Genomic DNA, 14,818 nt, shown 5'->3' on the forward strand with positions numbered 1-14,818 from the left:
ATTTAGCTCTTTAATTTTTTAAAGAGCTGCCCGGCTTTCAATTTTGCCAAGTATCCGTCCAAGTCTTTGCGTACCTCACCGGACATTATATAAAGTCCAATAATGTTCGGGAAGGACATGGCCAGAATCATCATATCCGAAAAGTCGAGTACAGCTCCCAAACTCACGGAAGCACCTACCACTACGAATACCAAGAACAACATTTTATAAATCATTTCGGAACGCTTGCTCTTTCCGAAAAGATACGTCCAAGCTCTCATTCCATAGTAAGACCACGAAATCATGGTTGAGAATGCAAAAAGGAACACGGCCAAAGCCAATATGTAAGGGAACCAAGAGATTTGGCTACCAAAAGCATCAGAAGTCAACTGGGCACCAGCCATTCCTTCCACTTCGTGCATTCCTGTAAAAATCAACACCAAAGCGGTAAGGGTACATACCACTACGGTATCAATAAATGGCTCAAGCAAGGCAACAAAACCTTCGGATGGAGGATGGTTGGTCTTTGCGGCACTGTGGGCAATCGCGGCAGAACCTACACCAGCTTCATTTGAGAAGGCCGCACGCTGGAAGCCAATGACCAGAACTCCGAGTATACCTCCTTTAAGTGCTGAAGGGCTAAATGCTCCATCAACAATAGCAGAGAATGCCGGGCCAATATTCTGTATGTTCATTATAATGACAGCCAAGGCAGCTACTATATATATAGATGCCATAATAGGTACGATTTTACCTGTTACCTTGGCAATACTGCTTATACCTCCAATGATAACAACACCTACCAAAATTGCTGTAACCACTCCAAACCAGAATCCGTTACCGGCCAATACAGGAAACTGTCCTGCCAATTGTTCAAAGGACTGGTTTGCCTGGAACATATTTCCGCCACCGAATGAAGCACCTACGGCAAGTACGGCAAATACACCTGCCAAAACTTTACCAAAACCTTTTAGGTTTCTTTTTTCCAGACCATAACGGAGGTAATTCATAGGTCCACCGAACACACGGCCATCAGGAAGGATATCACGATATTTTACACCAAGGGTACATTCTACAAATTTTGAAGACATACCCAAAAGACCACAAACTATCATCCAAAAAGTTGCACCTGCGCCTCCTAACGATACTGCTACGGCAACACCTGCTATATTTCCGAGACCAACAGTACCGGAAACTGCAGTGGCCAATGCTTGAAAGTGGGTAACCTGCCCTGGCGCATCCGGGTCATCATATTTTCCTTTGGCCAAATCGATGGAATGTCTAAATCCACGAATGTTAATGAATCCCATTCTGATGGTGAAGAACAACGCTCCTAAAACCAACCAGATTACAATAAAAGGGATACCCTTGATTATCGAGTCTCCATTGGGATGGGTCATGGCGATTGGCTCATCATACTCGATCTCGGCAAAATAATGAGCTCCTTGTTCGATTACGTGCTCTTGGTTTTCGGAGTTATAGATTACGTTTCCTTCTTTGACCTTATGTTGTAATTTACCTTTAGCAGAAGATTTAATTGTAATATCCCCGCGCTTATCACTGGTAATGACAGCGATATCTTCACCAGCCCTAACACTGGCCTTATCGCCCTTGAGCCATTCTTTTAAGATGAACTTGTCCTGGGTCTCGTTGCTCCAATCGGGTATTCCTATCAACTTTACATCGGCATAGGCAACTGGATCGTAGATTCCGATCGCGGCAAAAGGGTCCCAAAAAAGAACAGACCCCAATGCGCTTACTGCCGGGGTCATGGTTCCATTAAAAACTTCTGTTATCGATTCTGTCTCTACCTTAAATTCTTTGGTAACGGAATTACCTGCTGCATCGGTTACCGTTACACTATAAGGTATACCTTCCACCAATCCTTTTGCAGATTTGGATGTAAGTGGTGTTTCCTGATTGCTCCACTTGTAGGTGTAGGGCTCCGTTCCCCCATCAACTTCAAGCTCTATGGCTCCATCATTAATATTATTGGAAACATTGTAGGTCTTACCTACTACAGTCAATTCCTGTGAAAAACCAGTGGTCAATGCACAAAAAGACAATAGAAAAAGAAAATACTTCATATATTGAGATTAGTTAGTTTTTGGTATGATAAAGGCAACAATATCCAAAAAAAAATCAACGCTATCAAATTTTAAGTTTTTTTAACTAACCGATCTGAAACATTTGATTTAATTTCCTTATTTGCTCAGGTCTCCCCAACACTATCACCTTACTTTTTGGTTGTAACACCAAGTCTGCCTCCGGGTTGATGACATACGTTCCATTGGGATCTATATAACCTATAATGGTACAGCCTGTCTTTCTTCTAAGATCTAAATCCCGAAGGGAATGACAGTCCATTTGATTGGTAAAATCCTCTATACTCACCTCTTCCAGGTTTGTAGTATGCTCCCCTTCTATGGAAAGCTGATCTAGAAATGTGATCAAATCGGGCATTACCACCAAGGAGGCCATATGGTCCCCTCCTATCTTATCGGGCATGATCACCTTATTGGCTCCGGCAAATTCCAATTTTTTCACAGAAGTTATTTGCGAAGCTCTACTTATAATAAAAAGGTTCTTATTGAGTTGGCGAGCGGAAAGCACAATAAAAAGGTTGGCAGCATCGTCCGGAACTGCCGTAATCAAATACTGCGCCCTCTCAATTCCCGCCTGAAGCAGTACATCATCCTCATTGGCATCGCCTTCCACGAACAAAATCTCTTCCTCATGTCGCTCGATAATTTCTTTGTCCTTTTCTATAACAACAAAAGGTTTGTTGTAGGCTATCAATTTTTCTGCTGCCTGCATGCCGTTCCTACCAAAACCACAGACCACAACATGGTTCGTTAGATCATCTATCTGTTTCTTCACTCTTTTCTTTTTTAGCAGTTCCAATGAGTTTCTTCCCAAAATGTACTCGGTAACCACCGATATGGCGAAACCGAAAATGAATACACTGGTAACAATTAAAAATACGGTAAAAATTTTTGCATTGGCGTCCAATGGCCGTACCTCCGAAAATCCAACGGTGGTCACGGTGATAATGGTCATATAAATGGCCTCTATCCAAGTAAAATCGGACAGCATTTTGTAACCGATAACCCCGAACAGCAACACCACTACCATTAAGGATAGGGCCAATACTATTTTGGAGCGCATCAGTCTAATCATGTCTACAGGTCAAATACAGATGTTCTTTTGGTATAGATCAAGTCTTTGATTCTAAGCCAAAAAGCTATGAACAGGTATAGCGCAAATCCAAAGCCCAGGGTAACAAAAGTTAAATAAATAAAGCTGGTACGCACCACGCGGGCCCGTATGCCCAAACGCTCAGCAATTCGGCCACAAACCTCGAATCCTCTTTTTTGAAAGTAATAAAGGGTGTTATAGAACAAAGACATAGCCAAAATTATGTATTTCTATTTAATAATTGTGTACCGATCACGCATTGCATGCATTTATTTTTAACGCAGTAATTTGTATATAACTCCTATTTTGCTTGACTCTCCAACGCATTTTGGGTTTTCGGTCCCATTTTGTCAAAATTTTTGATGATGGAATTGTCCTCTCTCCCCAATTCGGACATTAATGAAATCAACTCATCGTTCCAATCCCTCCCAGTATGTTTGGCATAACAGAATTTGATGGGCACCAGCGTATTGATGACAACAAGATCGATAAACTTTTTGGACAGCTTTTTTGTACTCTTTTTAGAAGCCTTACCAAAGGTATAGTGGTCTTCCCAATATTTTCCAGCACCAATTTCAAACACTTGATAAATAGATTCCAAGGAATTCGACTCCATCAATCTGGAAAAAAGATTGTGGTTTTTCAAATACAGGTTGACCAATTGCGAAACTCGAACGGTTGGAAAATTCATCGGCCGCAATCCAAAAAATTCTGGTTTTGATTGCGACTCTTCCATATCAAATTTACGAAGCAGGTAATCATACTCCTTTTGAAGTTGCACATAATAGGAGTCCGAACATTCCTCCACGATCAAAAGACCAAAATGTCCAAAGAGCAAAGCTTCCAACTGCAAGGGCCCGTTGATGGTTTTCCTAACGATTGAAAAATCCAGTTGTCGCGCACGGTCTAAAAAATAATGCCCATTTACCTTGGAGCCAAAATTCTTGGCCAAGAGTATAAACAACACTGCTTCCCAATCATTCTTGGATGTCTGTAAAAGTTCAATTATCAATCGGGATTTGTGCTCCAGTCGCTCAATGTACAAACGATGCAACCAGTTATCAATCAAAAAAGGGCCAACATCTTTCAGGTCCCTCTCACAATTGATAAAGTTAATCCGGGAATTGTCCATTAAGTTCCGATAACCCTCCAACAACTTGCCGGACACGTAGCGCTTTACTTCCAAGGTGGGAATTTGAGAACCATCTTTCCTAAAAACAGCAATGTCATCCTCCCATACCACATGAAGAATGACATTGTTGTAATTTTCATCCGTTTCGTGATGATGCACATACCAATCGGAGGATTTGATGTGCATTTCCACATTCCCGGCCCAGAGCTGCCCGTCGATTTCGACCTCGGCATTGAAAAAATCCGGGCCAGCCAAACTGTTTTGGGTCCCCAGAGCCTTGACCAGAATAGGTTCACCGTTACCCGTACGCAGGTTTTCCGTTGGAAGCTTGTTGTGCTTCCAAATAAAATAAAGTAGGTCTTCTCGCATTGATTTGGGATAAATGGAGGTCTACTCTTCTACATCGCCGTCCCAGTTCATAAAACCGCCCTCCAGATTATAAGCATTTTCGAACCCGAGACTGTTCATTATGGCACAGGCCTGACCACTACGGTTTCCAGACCTGCAATAAACGTAATAGTTTTTGGACTTGTCCAATTTTTCCAGTTCATCGACAAATTCTTGTCCTAAATATATATCGATGTTCGTTGCACCTGGGATATACCCTTCTTCAACTTCTTCCGGGGTGCGTACATCCAAAATAAAGGCGTTGTTATCATTTTCCAATTGTTCCGCCCATTCTTCTTGTGATAGATCTGACATTATTTTTCTATTTAGATTGATACAAAAATAAAAATCCGAAGCATTATTACTCCGGATTTACAAATTCTTTATTTTGAACAGGGTCTATTTTATCCCACATCCAATGGCTTTTGTTGTTTTTGGATTGATTTCATTTCCTGCCAACATTGCGTTCACGGCATTTTCCACAAAGGGTTCCTCCACTTGTGATGCATCCTGATAATTGTCGTCGATAGTCCCTATATACCTAACCACATTCCCTATTGTCGTTTTCTCCAAAAGAAAAACATGTGGGGTCCGCGTAGCGCCATATTGCGGGTAGACTTTTTGGCCCTCGTCCAAGAGGTACGGAAAAGTGAAACCTTTTTTATCAGCACGCTCTTTCATTTTGGCAAAACTATCGCCTGATTTAACGCTTGGATCGTTCGGATTAATGGCAATAACGGGCACACCTTGAGGTTTGTATTTGGCATCCAAGGCAATTATTCTATCCTCATAGGCCTGGGCATAGGGGCAAGTATTACAGGTAAAGATCACCAAAAAACCTTTGGCACTACCATAATCCGACAGCGATACCATGTTCCCGTCCACATTTTTCAATGAGAAGTCGTCGGCCAGATCACCGATTTCGTACCCATCATCCAAATTATGTTCGGCCGCAACTTTGAATCCTACGGCAAAAGATGCCACAAAGATCAATAGTAATGCGGACCATCCTAAAATTCTGATTTTTTTCATAGCTCATCAGTTTATGAATGTTTTCAACTCATTATTAAGTTCCTCGTACGTGAAACCACGCTCGTAAAAAGTTCGTTTGTCCTTATTATATATTAAGGTAGCTGGAATACCCCCGCCCCACTCCTCGGAGACTTTGGGTATCCAATCATTTTGTTTGGGGTCATCCAGTATCACCACTTGGGATTGTATTTTATTTTTCACCACATAGGGTTCCAAACGGCTCTTCCACATATTGGGCATATCCAAACTCACCAAAACCACCTCTACATTTTTCTCACCATATTCCGAATTGATTCGTTCAAAATGAGGCATCTCCTCTATACAAGGTTTGCACCAAGTGGCCCAGAAATTTATAACATAGGTTTTGCCATCATTATTATGTAGCAATGGTTCAAAACCATCAAAATCATATATGGGAAAGGGAATATCATTTTGCTCATCACCATCCTTCACAACCATTTCAATCTCAACAATGTCGGATTTACCATTATCCGCTTTCTTCTTTTCAGCGCACCCGAAAAAAATTGACATCACCAACAAAACCAACAATAACCTAGTCATTACCTGAATTTTACAATTTAAAAATACGCACTGCCCATGCCATTTTCCAGTCTTTAACAAAAATTTATCTATCAGAAATTTGGATTCACGCTTCAAATCAACATACATTTGTATATACAAATATTGTTTGTACATGAATGTTGAAGAAATTATAAAAACCTCAAAAAAGATTCCCTTGGAACCCAGAACGGTCATTCACTTGGAATTGGTTCATAATAGAATCAGTGAAATCATGACAGGCGCCTTAAAGCCTTTTGAAGTTTCTATGCAACAATTTAATGTACTACGGATTTTGAGGGGGCAACAGGGAAACCCTGCCAACCTCTCCACCATCAATGAAAGAATGGTGACCAAAATGAGCAATACCACCCGCTTGGTGGACAAACTTATTGCCAAGGGACACGTAAGCCGTTGTATTTGCCCATCTAACCGGAGAAAGGTAGAAATTTTGATCACAGAACAAGGGTTGGATGCCTTGGCACAAATGGACAAAGCCCTTGAAGAAGCACATAGCAACATCCTTAAGAACTTTGACAAAAAGGAACTAGAACAATTAAATCAACTATTGGATAAATTTTAAATATAATGAACACCGTTTTAGAACATAGAACCTGGCGCTACGCCACAAAAAAATTTGATGCCACAAAAAAAGTGTCCAATCAAGATTTGGAGACCCTAATGGAGGCCGCGCGATTAAGTGCTTCCTCCTACGGACTACAGCCTTATCACTTTTTTGTAATCTCGGACCCAGAAATTAGAGAGCAGTTAAAGCCCGCTTCTTGGGGACAGTCCCAAATTACGGATGCATCGCATATTATCGTATTTGCAAATGCAACGGATTTTGGTGAGGAATTGGTCGATGATTATGTGTCGAATGTAAGTGAGACCAGAAGCATTCCTACAGAAGGATTAAAAGGTTATGCAGATTTTATGAAGTCCAAATTGATGGAACTCCCTACCGAGCACAAAAGCAATTGGACGGCCAGACAAGCCTATATCGCCTTTGGTAATTTGATGCAGGCCGCTGCGGAATTAAAAATCGACACCTGTCCCATGGAAGGTTTTGAATCCAAAAAATACAATGAAATTTTGGGGCTTGAGGATAAAAACCTCAATGCAGCTGTAGTTTTAGCCGTAGGATACCGTTCCGAAGAGGACGAAACCCAACACTACGCCAAGGTTAGAAAATCAACAGAAGAATTATTTACTCTAATATAATTATTGAACCCTTAACAATTAAAAACAGAAATTAAAACAATCATGAAAAAGACAATTCTAAGCTTAACGTTGGTAACCGTATTAGGTACCTCAGCAAATGCAAACCCTATCAAAGAAACCAAAGAAGTAAAAACTTCTGAAAGCCAAGTAACCTGGAAAGGCTACAAAGTAGGAGGTTCGCACGAAGGTACTATTAGCCTAAAATCCGGTGCTTTGGAATTTGATGGTGAAAAGTTGGTAGGCGGAGAGTTTGTTGTGGATATGACCAGCATCAACACAACCGATTTGGAAGGTGATTACAAAGGTCAGTTGGATGGTCACTTGAAATCTGATGATTTCTTCGGAACTGCCAACCACCCTACCGCAAAATTGGTTTTCACTAAAGTAAAGTCTACTGGAAAAAATTCTTACGATGTAACTGGCGACCTTACCATTAAAGGTACTACCGAGCCTGTAACCTTTGAAGTTTCCGTGTATGGGGATAAAGCAACTGCTTCATTGAAAGTTGACAGAACCAAATACGATGTAAAATACGGATCAGGAATCATTGGTACAGCCAAGGACAAATTAATTTATGACGAGTTTGATTTGGTAGTTGATCTACAGATGTAATCAGCTCCTGTTTAGTGTGTGGAAATCCCGTCCGAGAATTTCTCGGACGGGATTTTTGATTTTAAACAAAACATATTGTTGTGCCGTTAAAAATTCCTCCCTATATTTGATGCAATGAATAATAGAATAGCAAATAATTGGTGGTGGATCAACTTACGTCGAACTTCGTGAGCTAAGTCCCCATTATAATCATACAAGAGGCTTGTCATCACGACAGGCCTTTTTTAATTTATATAAGTACCAAAATGAATTACACGCTAACCACGCATTACAAAAAAATCCTCGCGGACACCATTACCCCCGTGAGCGTTTACCTGAAGGTCAGGGACAAGTTCCCGAACAGCATTCTATTGGAAAGTAGCGATTACCATGCCAACGACAACAGTTTCTCATATATCTGCTGCAACCCTATCGCCTCCATTAAGATAGCAAACGAGATCATAACGGAGAGTTTTCCCGATGGCTCCAAAAAGGTGACAGATATCACTGCCGAAACCGATGTAACACAGGTTATCCATAATTTCAGCAAGCAATTCAAGACCACCCAAAACGGCTTTAAATTTATCTATAACGGCCTATTCGGATATATGGCCTACGATGCCGTTAGATATTTTGAAGATGTGGAAATTTCGAAAAAGGAGGATTCCGTGGACATTCCGGATATTTACTATGCGGTTTACCAAAACATTATTGCCATCAATCATTTTAAAAATGAGGCCTATTTGTTCGCCCACTGTTATGATTCCGAAAGCAATGTAGATGAAATAGAGCAACTCTTTAATGTTCGCACATTTTCTTCCTACAACTTCAACAAAGAAGGTGAACCAGAATCCAATTTAAAGGACGAGGATTACAAAGAACAGGTAGAACTGGCAAAAAAACACTGTCAACGGGGAGATGTGTTCCAATTGGTACTCTCCCGAAGGTTCAAGCAAAAATTCAAGGGGGATGAATTCAACGTGTATAGGGCACTACGTTCCATCAACCCCTCCCCATACCTTTTCTATTTTGATTATGGAAACTTTAAAATATTCGGTAGCTCGCCGGAAGCGCAACTTATTGTAAAAGAAGGCAAAGCGGAAATCCATCCGATAGCCGGAACCTACAAGCGTACAGGAAACGATGAGAAGGACGCCGAACTGGCAAAAAAATTGGCACAGGACGAGAAGGAAAACAGCGAACACGTGATGCTCGTAGACCTTGCCCGAAACGATTTGAGCCGAAACGGCAACACCGTAAATGTGGAAACTTACCGGGAAGTACAATATTTCTCGCACGTAATTCACTTGGTCTCCAAAGTAACCGGACAAAAGAAAAAGGAAAGTACCACCATGAAGGTAGTAGCGGATACCTTCCCTGCGGGTACCTTGAGCGGAGCGCCCAAACATATGGCCATGCAGTTGATCGAGAAATATGAAAAAACGAGCCGCTCGTATTACGGTGGAGCAATCGGATTCATGGATTTTGAAGGTAATTTTAACCATGCCATCATGATCCGTACGTTCCTGAGCAAAAACCACGAATTGTACTATCAAGCAGGAGCTGGTCTGGTGGCTGCCTCCAACCCAGATGACGAATTACAAGAAACCTACAATAAATTGGGTGCATTGAAAAAAGCACTGGAAATTGCCGAAACAATCTAACCATGGGAAGAAAGATTTTAATGATTGACAATTACGATAGTTTCACCTACAATTTGGTACACTATCTGGAAGATTTGGATTGCGAGGTAACCGTAAAACGGAACGACCAACTCACTTTGGACGAGGTTGAACCATTTGAATACATTGTGCTTTCCCCAGGCCCCGGAATTCCTGATGAAGCAGGACTTTTAAAGGAAATCATCAAAAAGTATGCGCCAACAAAAAAAATCTTTGGGGTATGCCTGGGGCTACAGGCCATTGGTGAGGTATTCGGCGGAACGCTAGTGAACCTTGACCAAGTGTATCATGGCGTTGATACCACCATCATGGTTGCTAAAGATGATCCGATTTATAAGAATATGCCCAAAACGCTTCAGGTCGGCAGATATCATTCCTGGGTGGTGGACCCCAATCTCCCAGAAGTATTGGAAACTACTGCCATAGATGAAAATGGACAAGTGATGTCGCTCCGACATAAAGAATACGATGTTACCGCAGTACAGTTCCATCCAGAATCGGTGTTGACACCGGAAGGAAAACAAATGCTCAAAAATTGGTTGGAAAGTAAATAGATTTGAAAATGAAAGCGACTTTAAATAAACTTATCAATCACGAAATTCTTCCAAAGGAAGAAGCAAAACAGATTCTGGTAAATATTGCCAAAGGAGATTATAACACCTCCCAAATTGCTGCATTCCTAACAGTGTACATGATGCGTAGTGTTACCATTGAAGAATTGGAAGGTTTTCGTGATGCCCTATTGGAACTTTGTTTGGCAGTAAATCTTGCCGATTATGATCCAATCGACCTTTGTGGGACCGGTGGAGATGGCAAGGACACCTTCAATATTTCCACACTGGCGTCTTTTGTGACCGCAGGAGCAGGAATCCATGTGACCAAACACGGAAACTATGGGGTGTCTTCCAAATGTGGCAGTAGCAATGTTATGGAATTCTTGGGAATCAAATTCAGCAACGATGCCGATTTCCTCAAAAAAACCATCGAAGAAGCAGGTATTTGCGTGTTGCACGCCCCCCTGTTTCACCCCGCAATGAAAAATGTGGCACCCATCAGAAGGGAATTAGCGGTAAAAACATTCTTTAATATGTTAGGGCCAATGGTAAACCCAGCATTCCCCAAAAACCAAATGGTAGGGGTCTATAATTTGGAATTGGCAAGGATGTATGGGTATCTGTACCAGAATACCGATAAGAAATTCACCATTTTAAATGCTTTGGACGGATATGATGAAATCTCGTTGACAGGCGATACCAAGACCATATCAAATCATACAGAAGCAATGTTAACGCCTTCGGATTTTGGCGTGGAAAAGGTTTCTCAAGAGGACATTATCGGAGGTAGCGATATTGCGGAATCCGCCCAAATATTTATGAATATTTTGCAAGGAAAAGGTACCGAGGCCCAAAACAACGTGGTCTGTGCCAATGCAGGAATAGCCATTGCAACGGTAAAAGGCATCACCCCAAAAGAAGGCTTTGAAAGAGCTAAAGAGTCGCTACATAGCAGCAAAGGGTTGACCGCATTGAAAAAATTACAGGAATTGAGCAGGAACTAAGGTCATTTCAAACGCAGTCGAGATATTGCCCCAGATTCACCTTACCTTCCTAATTACAATTATAATAAATGAACATCTTAGATAAAATAGTAGCAAATAAACGCATAGAAGTCGATTTAAAAAAATCGCTCATCACACAGGCCCAATTGGAAGCTTCGGTGATGATGGAGCGTACATCCATTTCACTTGCCGAGGTATTGCGCAAAAGCAGTTCGGGAATCATTGCGGAACATAAAAGACGGTCTCCTTCCAAATCCGTTATCAATCAAAGTTTGAGTGTCCAAGATGTGGCCAAGGGGTATTCCGAGGCAGGCGCATGTGGCATGTCGGTACTAACTGATGGCAAATACTTTGGGGGATCATTGGACGATCTGGTACTGGCAAGGGCCTCTACCAACATGTCCATCTTGCGTAAAGAATTCATCATAGATGAATATCAAATTGTGGAGGCGAAAGCCTATGGGGCCGATGTTATTTTATTGATAGCGGCAATTTTAAGACGAGATGAAATTAAAGTTCTGTCAGAACTGGCCAAAGGATTGGGGCTTGATGTGCTTTTGGAAGTGCACAACGAAGAAGAACTCGAAAAATCCCTTATGCCAAGTTTGGACATGTTGGGTGTGAACAATCGCAATCTTAAATCGTTCGAGGTAGATTTGGGCATAAGCAAGTCGCTGTCCCAAAAAATCCCAGATGAATTTGTAAAAGTTTCTGAAAGCGGAATAAGTTCCGTTGAGGCCATTAAAGATTTAAGGAAATTTGGCTATCAAGGATTTTTGGTCGGTGAAAATTTCATGAAAAACGATGACCCAGGAAAAAATGCAGCTGAATTTATAAAAAGACTGGAACAATGAAACTAAAGGTTTGCGGCATGAACCATAATCCATCAGAAGTTGCTCAATTGCGACCTGATTATTTAGGGTTTATTTTTTGGGAACCATCGGCCCGTTATTTTTCTGGTGACATGCCAAAGATCCCCAGTCAAATCAAAAAAGTAGGGGTATTCGTGGATGCCGACCAAGAATATGTTTTGGAAAAAGTGCACCAACATCAATTGGATGCCGTACAGCTCCATGGAAAGGAAAGTGCCGAGTACTGTCAACAATTAAAAAATAGCTTTCTGTCATTTCGAGCACGGTCGAGAAATCTAGACGTCATCAAAGTGTTTTCCATCAAAGATGATTTTGATTTTTCCATTTTGAAGGACTACGAAGAAGTCTGTGATTATTTTCTTTTCGATACCAAGGGGAAACTGCCCGGTGGCAATGGCTATAGATTTGATTGGTCCGTTCTTGAAAAGTATCCGTCCCAAAAGCCTTACTTTTTAAGTGGTGGTATCGGATTGGAATCCATCCAAGATCTACAGGAGTTTTTAAGCAGTCCGGCCTCAAAAAATTGTTATGCCGTTGATGTGAACAGTAAATTCGAATCAGCGCCAGGGCTTAAGAGTATAGAAGATTTAAAAACATTTATCGAATCGCTAAACAGCATTCGCAACTAATAAACTGAACACCAATGAAAAGCTATCATGCCGATGAACGGGGTTACTATGGTGAGTTTGGAGGAGCTTTCATCCCAGAGATGCTCTATCCCAATTGTGAAGAACTTCGCCAAAATTATCTCAACATCATGGAAGAACCTTCATTTAAGAAAGAGTTCCATCAATTGCTGAAAGATTATGTGGGCCGTCCAACTCCTCTCTATTTTGCCAAGCGGCTTTCCGAAAAATACAATACCAAGATCTATCTAAAAAGAGAAGATCTATGCCATACCGGTGCACACAAAGTCAACAATACCATCGGCCAAATACTCATGGCCAAAAAATTGGGCAAGAACAGAATCATTGCGGAAACCGGGGCTGGACAGCATGGCGTGGCAACAGCTACTGTTTGTGCCTTGATGGGCATTCAATGTGTGGTGTACATGGGTGAAATTGATATTGCCAGACAAGCTCCCAACGTTGCCCGTATGAAAATGCTTGGAGCAGAGGTGAGACCCGCCACTTCTGGAAGCAAAACTTTAAAAGATGCCACAAACGAAGCTATTCGCGATTGGATCAATAATCCGGTCGACACGCATTACATTATCGGTTCGGTAGTGGGCCCACACCCCTATCCGGATATGGTGGCGCGTTTTCAGTCAGTGATTTCGGAAGAAATCAAAAATCAGCTCCAAGAAAAAGAAGGTAGGGAAAACCCAGATTTTGTGATTGCCTGCGTAGGTGGCGGTAGTAATGCCGCAGGTGCCTATTATCATTATTTGGACACTCCCGAAGTCGGAATCATCGCAGTAGAGGCTGCAGGAAAGGGCATTGACTCCGGAGAAAGTGCCGCTACATCCGCCTTGGGCAAAATAGGGATCATTCATGGCAGCAAAACATTGTTGATGCAGACCCAAGACGGGCAAATAACAGAGCCCTATTCCATTTCCGCAGGTCTGGATTATCCGGGTGTTGGCCCCATGCATGCACACCTGTTCGCTTCCGGCCGAGGTGAATTTATTTCCATTACCGATGATGATGCCATGAAAGCAGGATTGGAACTATGCAAACTGGAAGGGATAATCCCTGCAATTGAATCATCACATGCCCTGGCCATTTTTGAGGACAGAAAATTCAATCCCGATGATGTGGTGGTCGTAAACCTATCAGGCCGTGGCGACAAAGATTTACAGAACTATATTGATTATTTCAAACTATGAACAGAATCAAACAAAAACTACAGGAAGATAAAAAAATCCTTTCCATATACTTTTCAGCAGGTTATCCCAATTTGGATGACACCGTAAAAATCATCCAGGATCTCGAAAAAAGCGGTGTGGACCTCATTGAGATAGGATTGCCCTTTAGCGACCCGTTGGCAGATGGCCCCACCATTCAGGAAAGCTCCTCAGCAGCACTTAAAAACGGAATGAACACCGCCTTGCTCTTTGAACAGCTCAAGGATATCCGTAAAACCGTATCCATTCCCTTGATCTTAATGGGCTATTTTAATCCAGTACTCCAATACGGTGTGGCTGCATTCTGTGCAAAATGTGAAGAAATAGGTATTGATGGGTTGATATTGCCCGATCTGCCTTTGGATGTGTACCAACGAGAGTACGAACCCATATTCAAAAAACATGGTCTGATCAACATTTTCTTGATCACTCCCCAAACCAGCGATGAGCGCATCAAAGCCATTGACGATGCTTCGGAAGGATTCATCTACATGGTAAGTTCGGCAAGCACAACAGGTGCCAAACAAGGTTTTGGTGCTGAGCAGTCGGACTATTTTGACCGAATTGCCAATATGAAGTTGAGCAACCCTCAAATTGTAGGGTTTGGAATAAGCAACGCGGAAACTTTTGAACAAGCAACAAAAAAAGCAAAAGGAGCCATAATCGGTTCAGCTTTCATCAAACATTTAACAGCAAATGGGGTCACTAGTATTGGTGACTTTGTGAAGCAAATTCGTTAAATTTCGGCTTTCAAAAACCCTG

17 protein-coding genes are annotated in these 14,818 nt (G+C 41.8%); 10 read left to right on the plus strand and 7 right to left on the minus strand.

Going from position 1 to position 14,818, the window contains the following annotated elements; translation table 11 throughout:
* Positions 1 to 2: 2 nt before the first annotated feature.
* From J0656_RS10065 to J0656_RS10095, 7 genes are all read right to left on the minus strand, one after another.
* On the minus strand, positions 3 to 2,066 hold the full coding sequence (locus J0656_RS10065) for an amino acid carrier protein (RefSeq protein ID WP_207033378.1): 2,064 nt from the start codon (positions 2,064 to 2,066) through the stop codon (positions 3 to 5).
* A gap of 85 nt (positions 2,067 to 2,151) precedes the next feature.
* The gene (locus tag J0656_RS10070; protein ID WP_207033379.1) at positions 2,152 to 3,159 is read right to left on the minus strand and encodes a potassium channel family protein; all 1,008 of its coding nucleotides are present in this window, start codon (positions 3,157 to 3,159) and stop codon (positions 2,152 to 2,154) included.
* Between the two features lie 2 nt (positions 3,160 to 3,161).
* Complete coding sequence (locus J0656_RS10075) at positions 3,162 to 3,389, minus strand: PspC domain-containing protein (RefSeq protein WP_100817497.1); 228 nt, start codon at positions 3,387 to 3,389, stop codon at positions 3,162 to 3,164.
* An 89-nt stretch (positions 3,390 to 3,478) separates the two neighbouring features.
* A complete protein-coding gene (locus J0656_RS10080; RefSeq protein ID WP_313790188.1) occupies positions 3,479 to 4,678 on the minus strand; it encodes a DUF2851 family protein in 1,200 nt (399 codons plus the stop codon).
* Between the two features lie 21 nt (positions 4,679 to 4,699).
* The gene (locus J0656_RS10085; RefSeq protein ID WP_207033381.1) at positions 4,700 to 5,011 is read right to left on the minus strand and encodes a rhodanese-like domain-containing protein; all 312 of its coding nucleotides are present in this window, start codon (positions 5,009 to 5,011) and stop codon (positions 4,700 to 4,702) included.
* An 84-nt stretch (positions 5,012 to 5,095) separates the two neighbouring features.
* On the minus strand, positions 5,096 to 5,728 hold the full coding sequence (locus J0656_RS10090; protein WP_207033384.1) for a thioredoxin family protein: 633 nt from the start codon (positions 5,726 to 5,728) through the stop codon (positions 5,096 to 5,098).
* 6 nt (positions 5,729 to 5,734) lie between these two features.
* Positions 5,735 to 6,289 carry a TlpA family protein disulfide reductase gene (locus J0656_RS10095; RefSeq protein WP_207033386.1) on the minus strand — a complete coding sequence of 185 codons (555 nt, stop codon included), beginning with the start codon at positions 6,287 to 6,289 and terminating at the stop codon, positions 5,735 to 5,737.
* Between the two features lie 133 nt (positions 6,290 to 6,422).
* Here J0656_RS10095 and J0656_RS10100 point away from each other — a divergent pair, with 133 nt between their 5' ends.
* The 10 genes from J0656_RS10100 (at position 6,423) to trpA (ending at position 14,796) form a co-directional block, all read left to right on the plus strand.
* Positions 6,423 to 6,869 (plus strand): MarR family winged helix-turn-helix transcriptional regulator, encoded by a 447-nt coding sequence (locus J0656_RS10100; protein WP_207033388.1) that lies wholly within the window; start codon positions 6,423 to 6,425, stop codon positions 6,867 to 6,869.
* A gap of 5 nt (positions 6,870 to 6,874) precedes the next feature.
* The gene (locus J0656_RS10105; RefSeq protein WP_207033389.1) at positions 6,875 to 7,507 is read left to right on the plus strand and encodes an NAD(P)H-dependent oxidoreductase; all 633 of its coding nucleotides are present in this window, start codon (positions 6,875 to 6,877) and stop codon (positions 7,505 to 7,507) included.
* A gap of 42 nt (positions 7,508 to 7,549) precedes the next feature.
* The gene (locus tag J0656_RS10110; RefSeq protein ID WP_207033391.1) at positions 7,550 to 8,119 is read left to right on the plus strand and encodes a YceI family protein; all 570 of its coding nucleotides are present in this window, start codon (positions 7,550 to 7,552) and stop codon (positions 8,117 to 8,119) included.
* Positions 8,120 to 8,364: 245 nt separating this feature from the next.
* Entirely contained in the window at positions 8,365 to 9,762 is a 1,398-nt protein-coding gene (locus tag J0656_RS10115; protein WP_207033393.1) for an anthranilate synthase component I family protein, read from the plus strand.
* A gap of 2 nt (positions 9,763 to 9,764) precedes the next feature.
* Complete coding sequence (locus J0656_RS10120) at positions 9,765 to 10,334, plus strand: anthranilate synthase component II (protein ID WP_207033395.1); 570 nt, start codon at positions 9,765 to 9,767, stop codon at positions 10,332 to 10,334.
* Between the two features lie 8 nt (positions 10,335 to 10,342).
* A complete protein-coding gene (gene trpD, locus J0656_RS10125) occupies positions 10,343 to 11,338 on the plus strand; it encodes an anthranilate phosphoribosyltransferase (protein WP_207033397.1) in 996 nt (331 codons plus the stop codon).
* A 68-nt stretch (positions 11,339 to 11,406) separates the two neighbouring features.
* A complete protein-coding gene (trpC, locus tag J0656_RS10130) occupies positions 11,407 to 12,192 on the plus strand; it encodes an indole-3-glycerol phosphate synthase TrpC (RefSeq protein WP_207033399.1) in 786 nt (261 codons plus the stop codon).
* Complete coding sequence (locus J0656_RS10135) at positions 12,189 to 12,839, plus strand: phosphoribosylanthranilate isomerase (RefSeq protein ID WP_207033401.1); 651 nt, start codon at positions 12,189 to 12,191, stop codon at positions 12,837 to 12,839. Before trpC ends, J0656_RS10135 begins: the two co-directional genes overlap by 4 nt.
* Positions 12,840 to 12,853: 14 nt before the next feature.
* Positions 12,854 to 14,038: a tryptophan synthase subunit beta gene (gene trpB / locus J0656_RS10140; RefSeq protein WP_207033403.1), complete on the plus strand. Its 1,185-nt coding sequence runs from the start codon at positions 12,854 to 12,856 to the stop codon at positions 14,036 to 14,038.
* Positions 14,035 to 14,796 (plus strand): tryptophan synthase subunit alpha, encoded by a 762-nt coding sequence (gene trpA, locus J0656_RS10145; protein WP_207033405.1) that lies wholly within the window; start codon positions 14,035 to 14,037, stop codon positions 14,794 to 14,796. The genes trpB and trpA overlap by 4 nt, the downstream gene beginning before the upstream one ends.
* Positions 14,797 to 14,818: the final 22 nt, after the last annotated feature.

The sequence above is a fragment of the Flagellimonas aurea genome, from assembly GCF_017313785.1.
Taxonomy (GTDB): domain Bacteria; phylum Bacteroidota; class Bacteroidia; order Flavobacteriales; family Flavobacteriaceae; genus Flagellimonas; species Flagellimonas aurea.

Coding starts and splice junctions, on each gene's coding strand:
- J0656_RS10065 (WP_207033378.1), bottom strand. CDS start 2,066: ATGAAGTATTTTCTTTTTCTATTGTCTTTTTGTGCATTGACCACTGGT.
- J0656_RS10070 (WP_207033379.1), bottom strand. CDS start 3,159: ATGATTAGACTGATGCGCTCCAAAATAGTATTGGCCCTATCCTTAATG.
- J0656_RS10075 (WP_100817497.1), bottom strand. CDS start 3,389: ATGTCTTTGTTCTATAACACCCTTTATTACTTTCAAAAAAGAGGATTC.
- J0656_RS10080 (WP_313790188.1), bottom strand. CDS start 4,678: ATGCGAGAAGACCTACTTTATTTTATTTGGAAGCACAACAAGCTTCCA.
- J0656_RS10085 (WP_207033381.1), bottom strand. CDS start 5,011: ATGTCAGATCTATCACAAGAAGAATGGGCGGAACAATTGGAAAATGAT.
- J0656_RS10090 (WP_207033384.1), bottom strand. CDS start 5,728: ATGAAAAAAATCAGAATTTTAGGATGGTCCGCATTACTATTGATCTTT.
- J0656_RS10095 (WP_207033386.1), bottom strand. CDS start 6,289: ATGACTAGGTTATTGTTGGTTTTGTTGGTGATGTCAATTTTTTTCGGG.
- J0656_RS10100 (WP_207033388.1), top strand. CDS start 6,423: ATGAATGTTGAAGAAATTATAAAAACCTCAAAAAAGATTCCCTTGGAA.
- J0656_RS10105 (WP_207033389.1), top strand. CDS start 6,875: ATGAACACCGTTTTAGAACATAGAACCTGGCGCTACGCCACAAAAAAA.
- J0656_RS10110 (WP_207033391.1), top strand. CDS start 7,550: ATGAAAAAGACAATTCTAAGCTTAACGTTGGTAACCGTATTAGGTACC.
- J0656_RS10115 (WP_207033393.1), top strand. CDS start 8,365: ATGAATTACACGCTAACCACGCATTACAAAAAAATCCTCGCGGACACC.
- J0656_RS10120 (WP_207033395.1), top strand. CDS start 9,765: ATGGGAAGAAAGATTTTAATGATTGACAATTACGATAGTTTCACCTAC.
- trpD (WP_207033397.1), top strand. CDS start 10,343: ATGAAAGCGACTTTAAATAAACTTATCAATCACGAAATTCTTCCAAAG.
- trpC (WP_207033399.1), top strand. CDS start 11,407: ATGAACATCTTAGATAAAATAGTAGCAAATAAACGCATAGAAGTCGAT.
- J0656_RS10135 (WP_207033401.1), top strand. CDS start 12,189: ATGAAACTAAAGGTTTGCGGCATGAACCATAATCCATCAGAAGTTGCT.
- trpB (WP_207033403.1), top strand. CDS start 12,854: ATGAAAAGCTATCATGCCGATGAACGGGGTTACTATGGTGAGTTTGGA.
- trpA (WP_207033405.1), top strand. CDS start 14,035: ATGAACAGAATCAAACAAAAACTACAGGAAGATAAAAAAATCCTTTCC.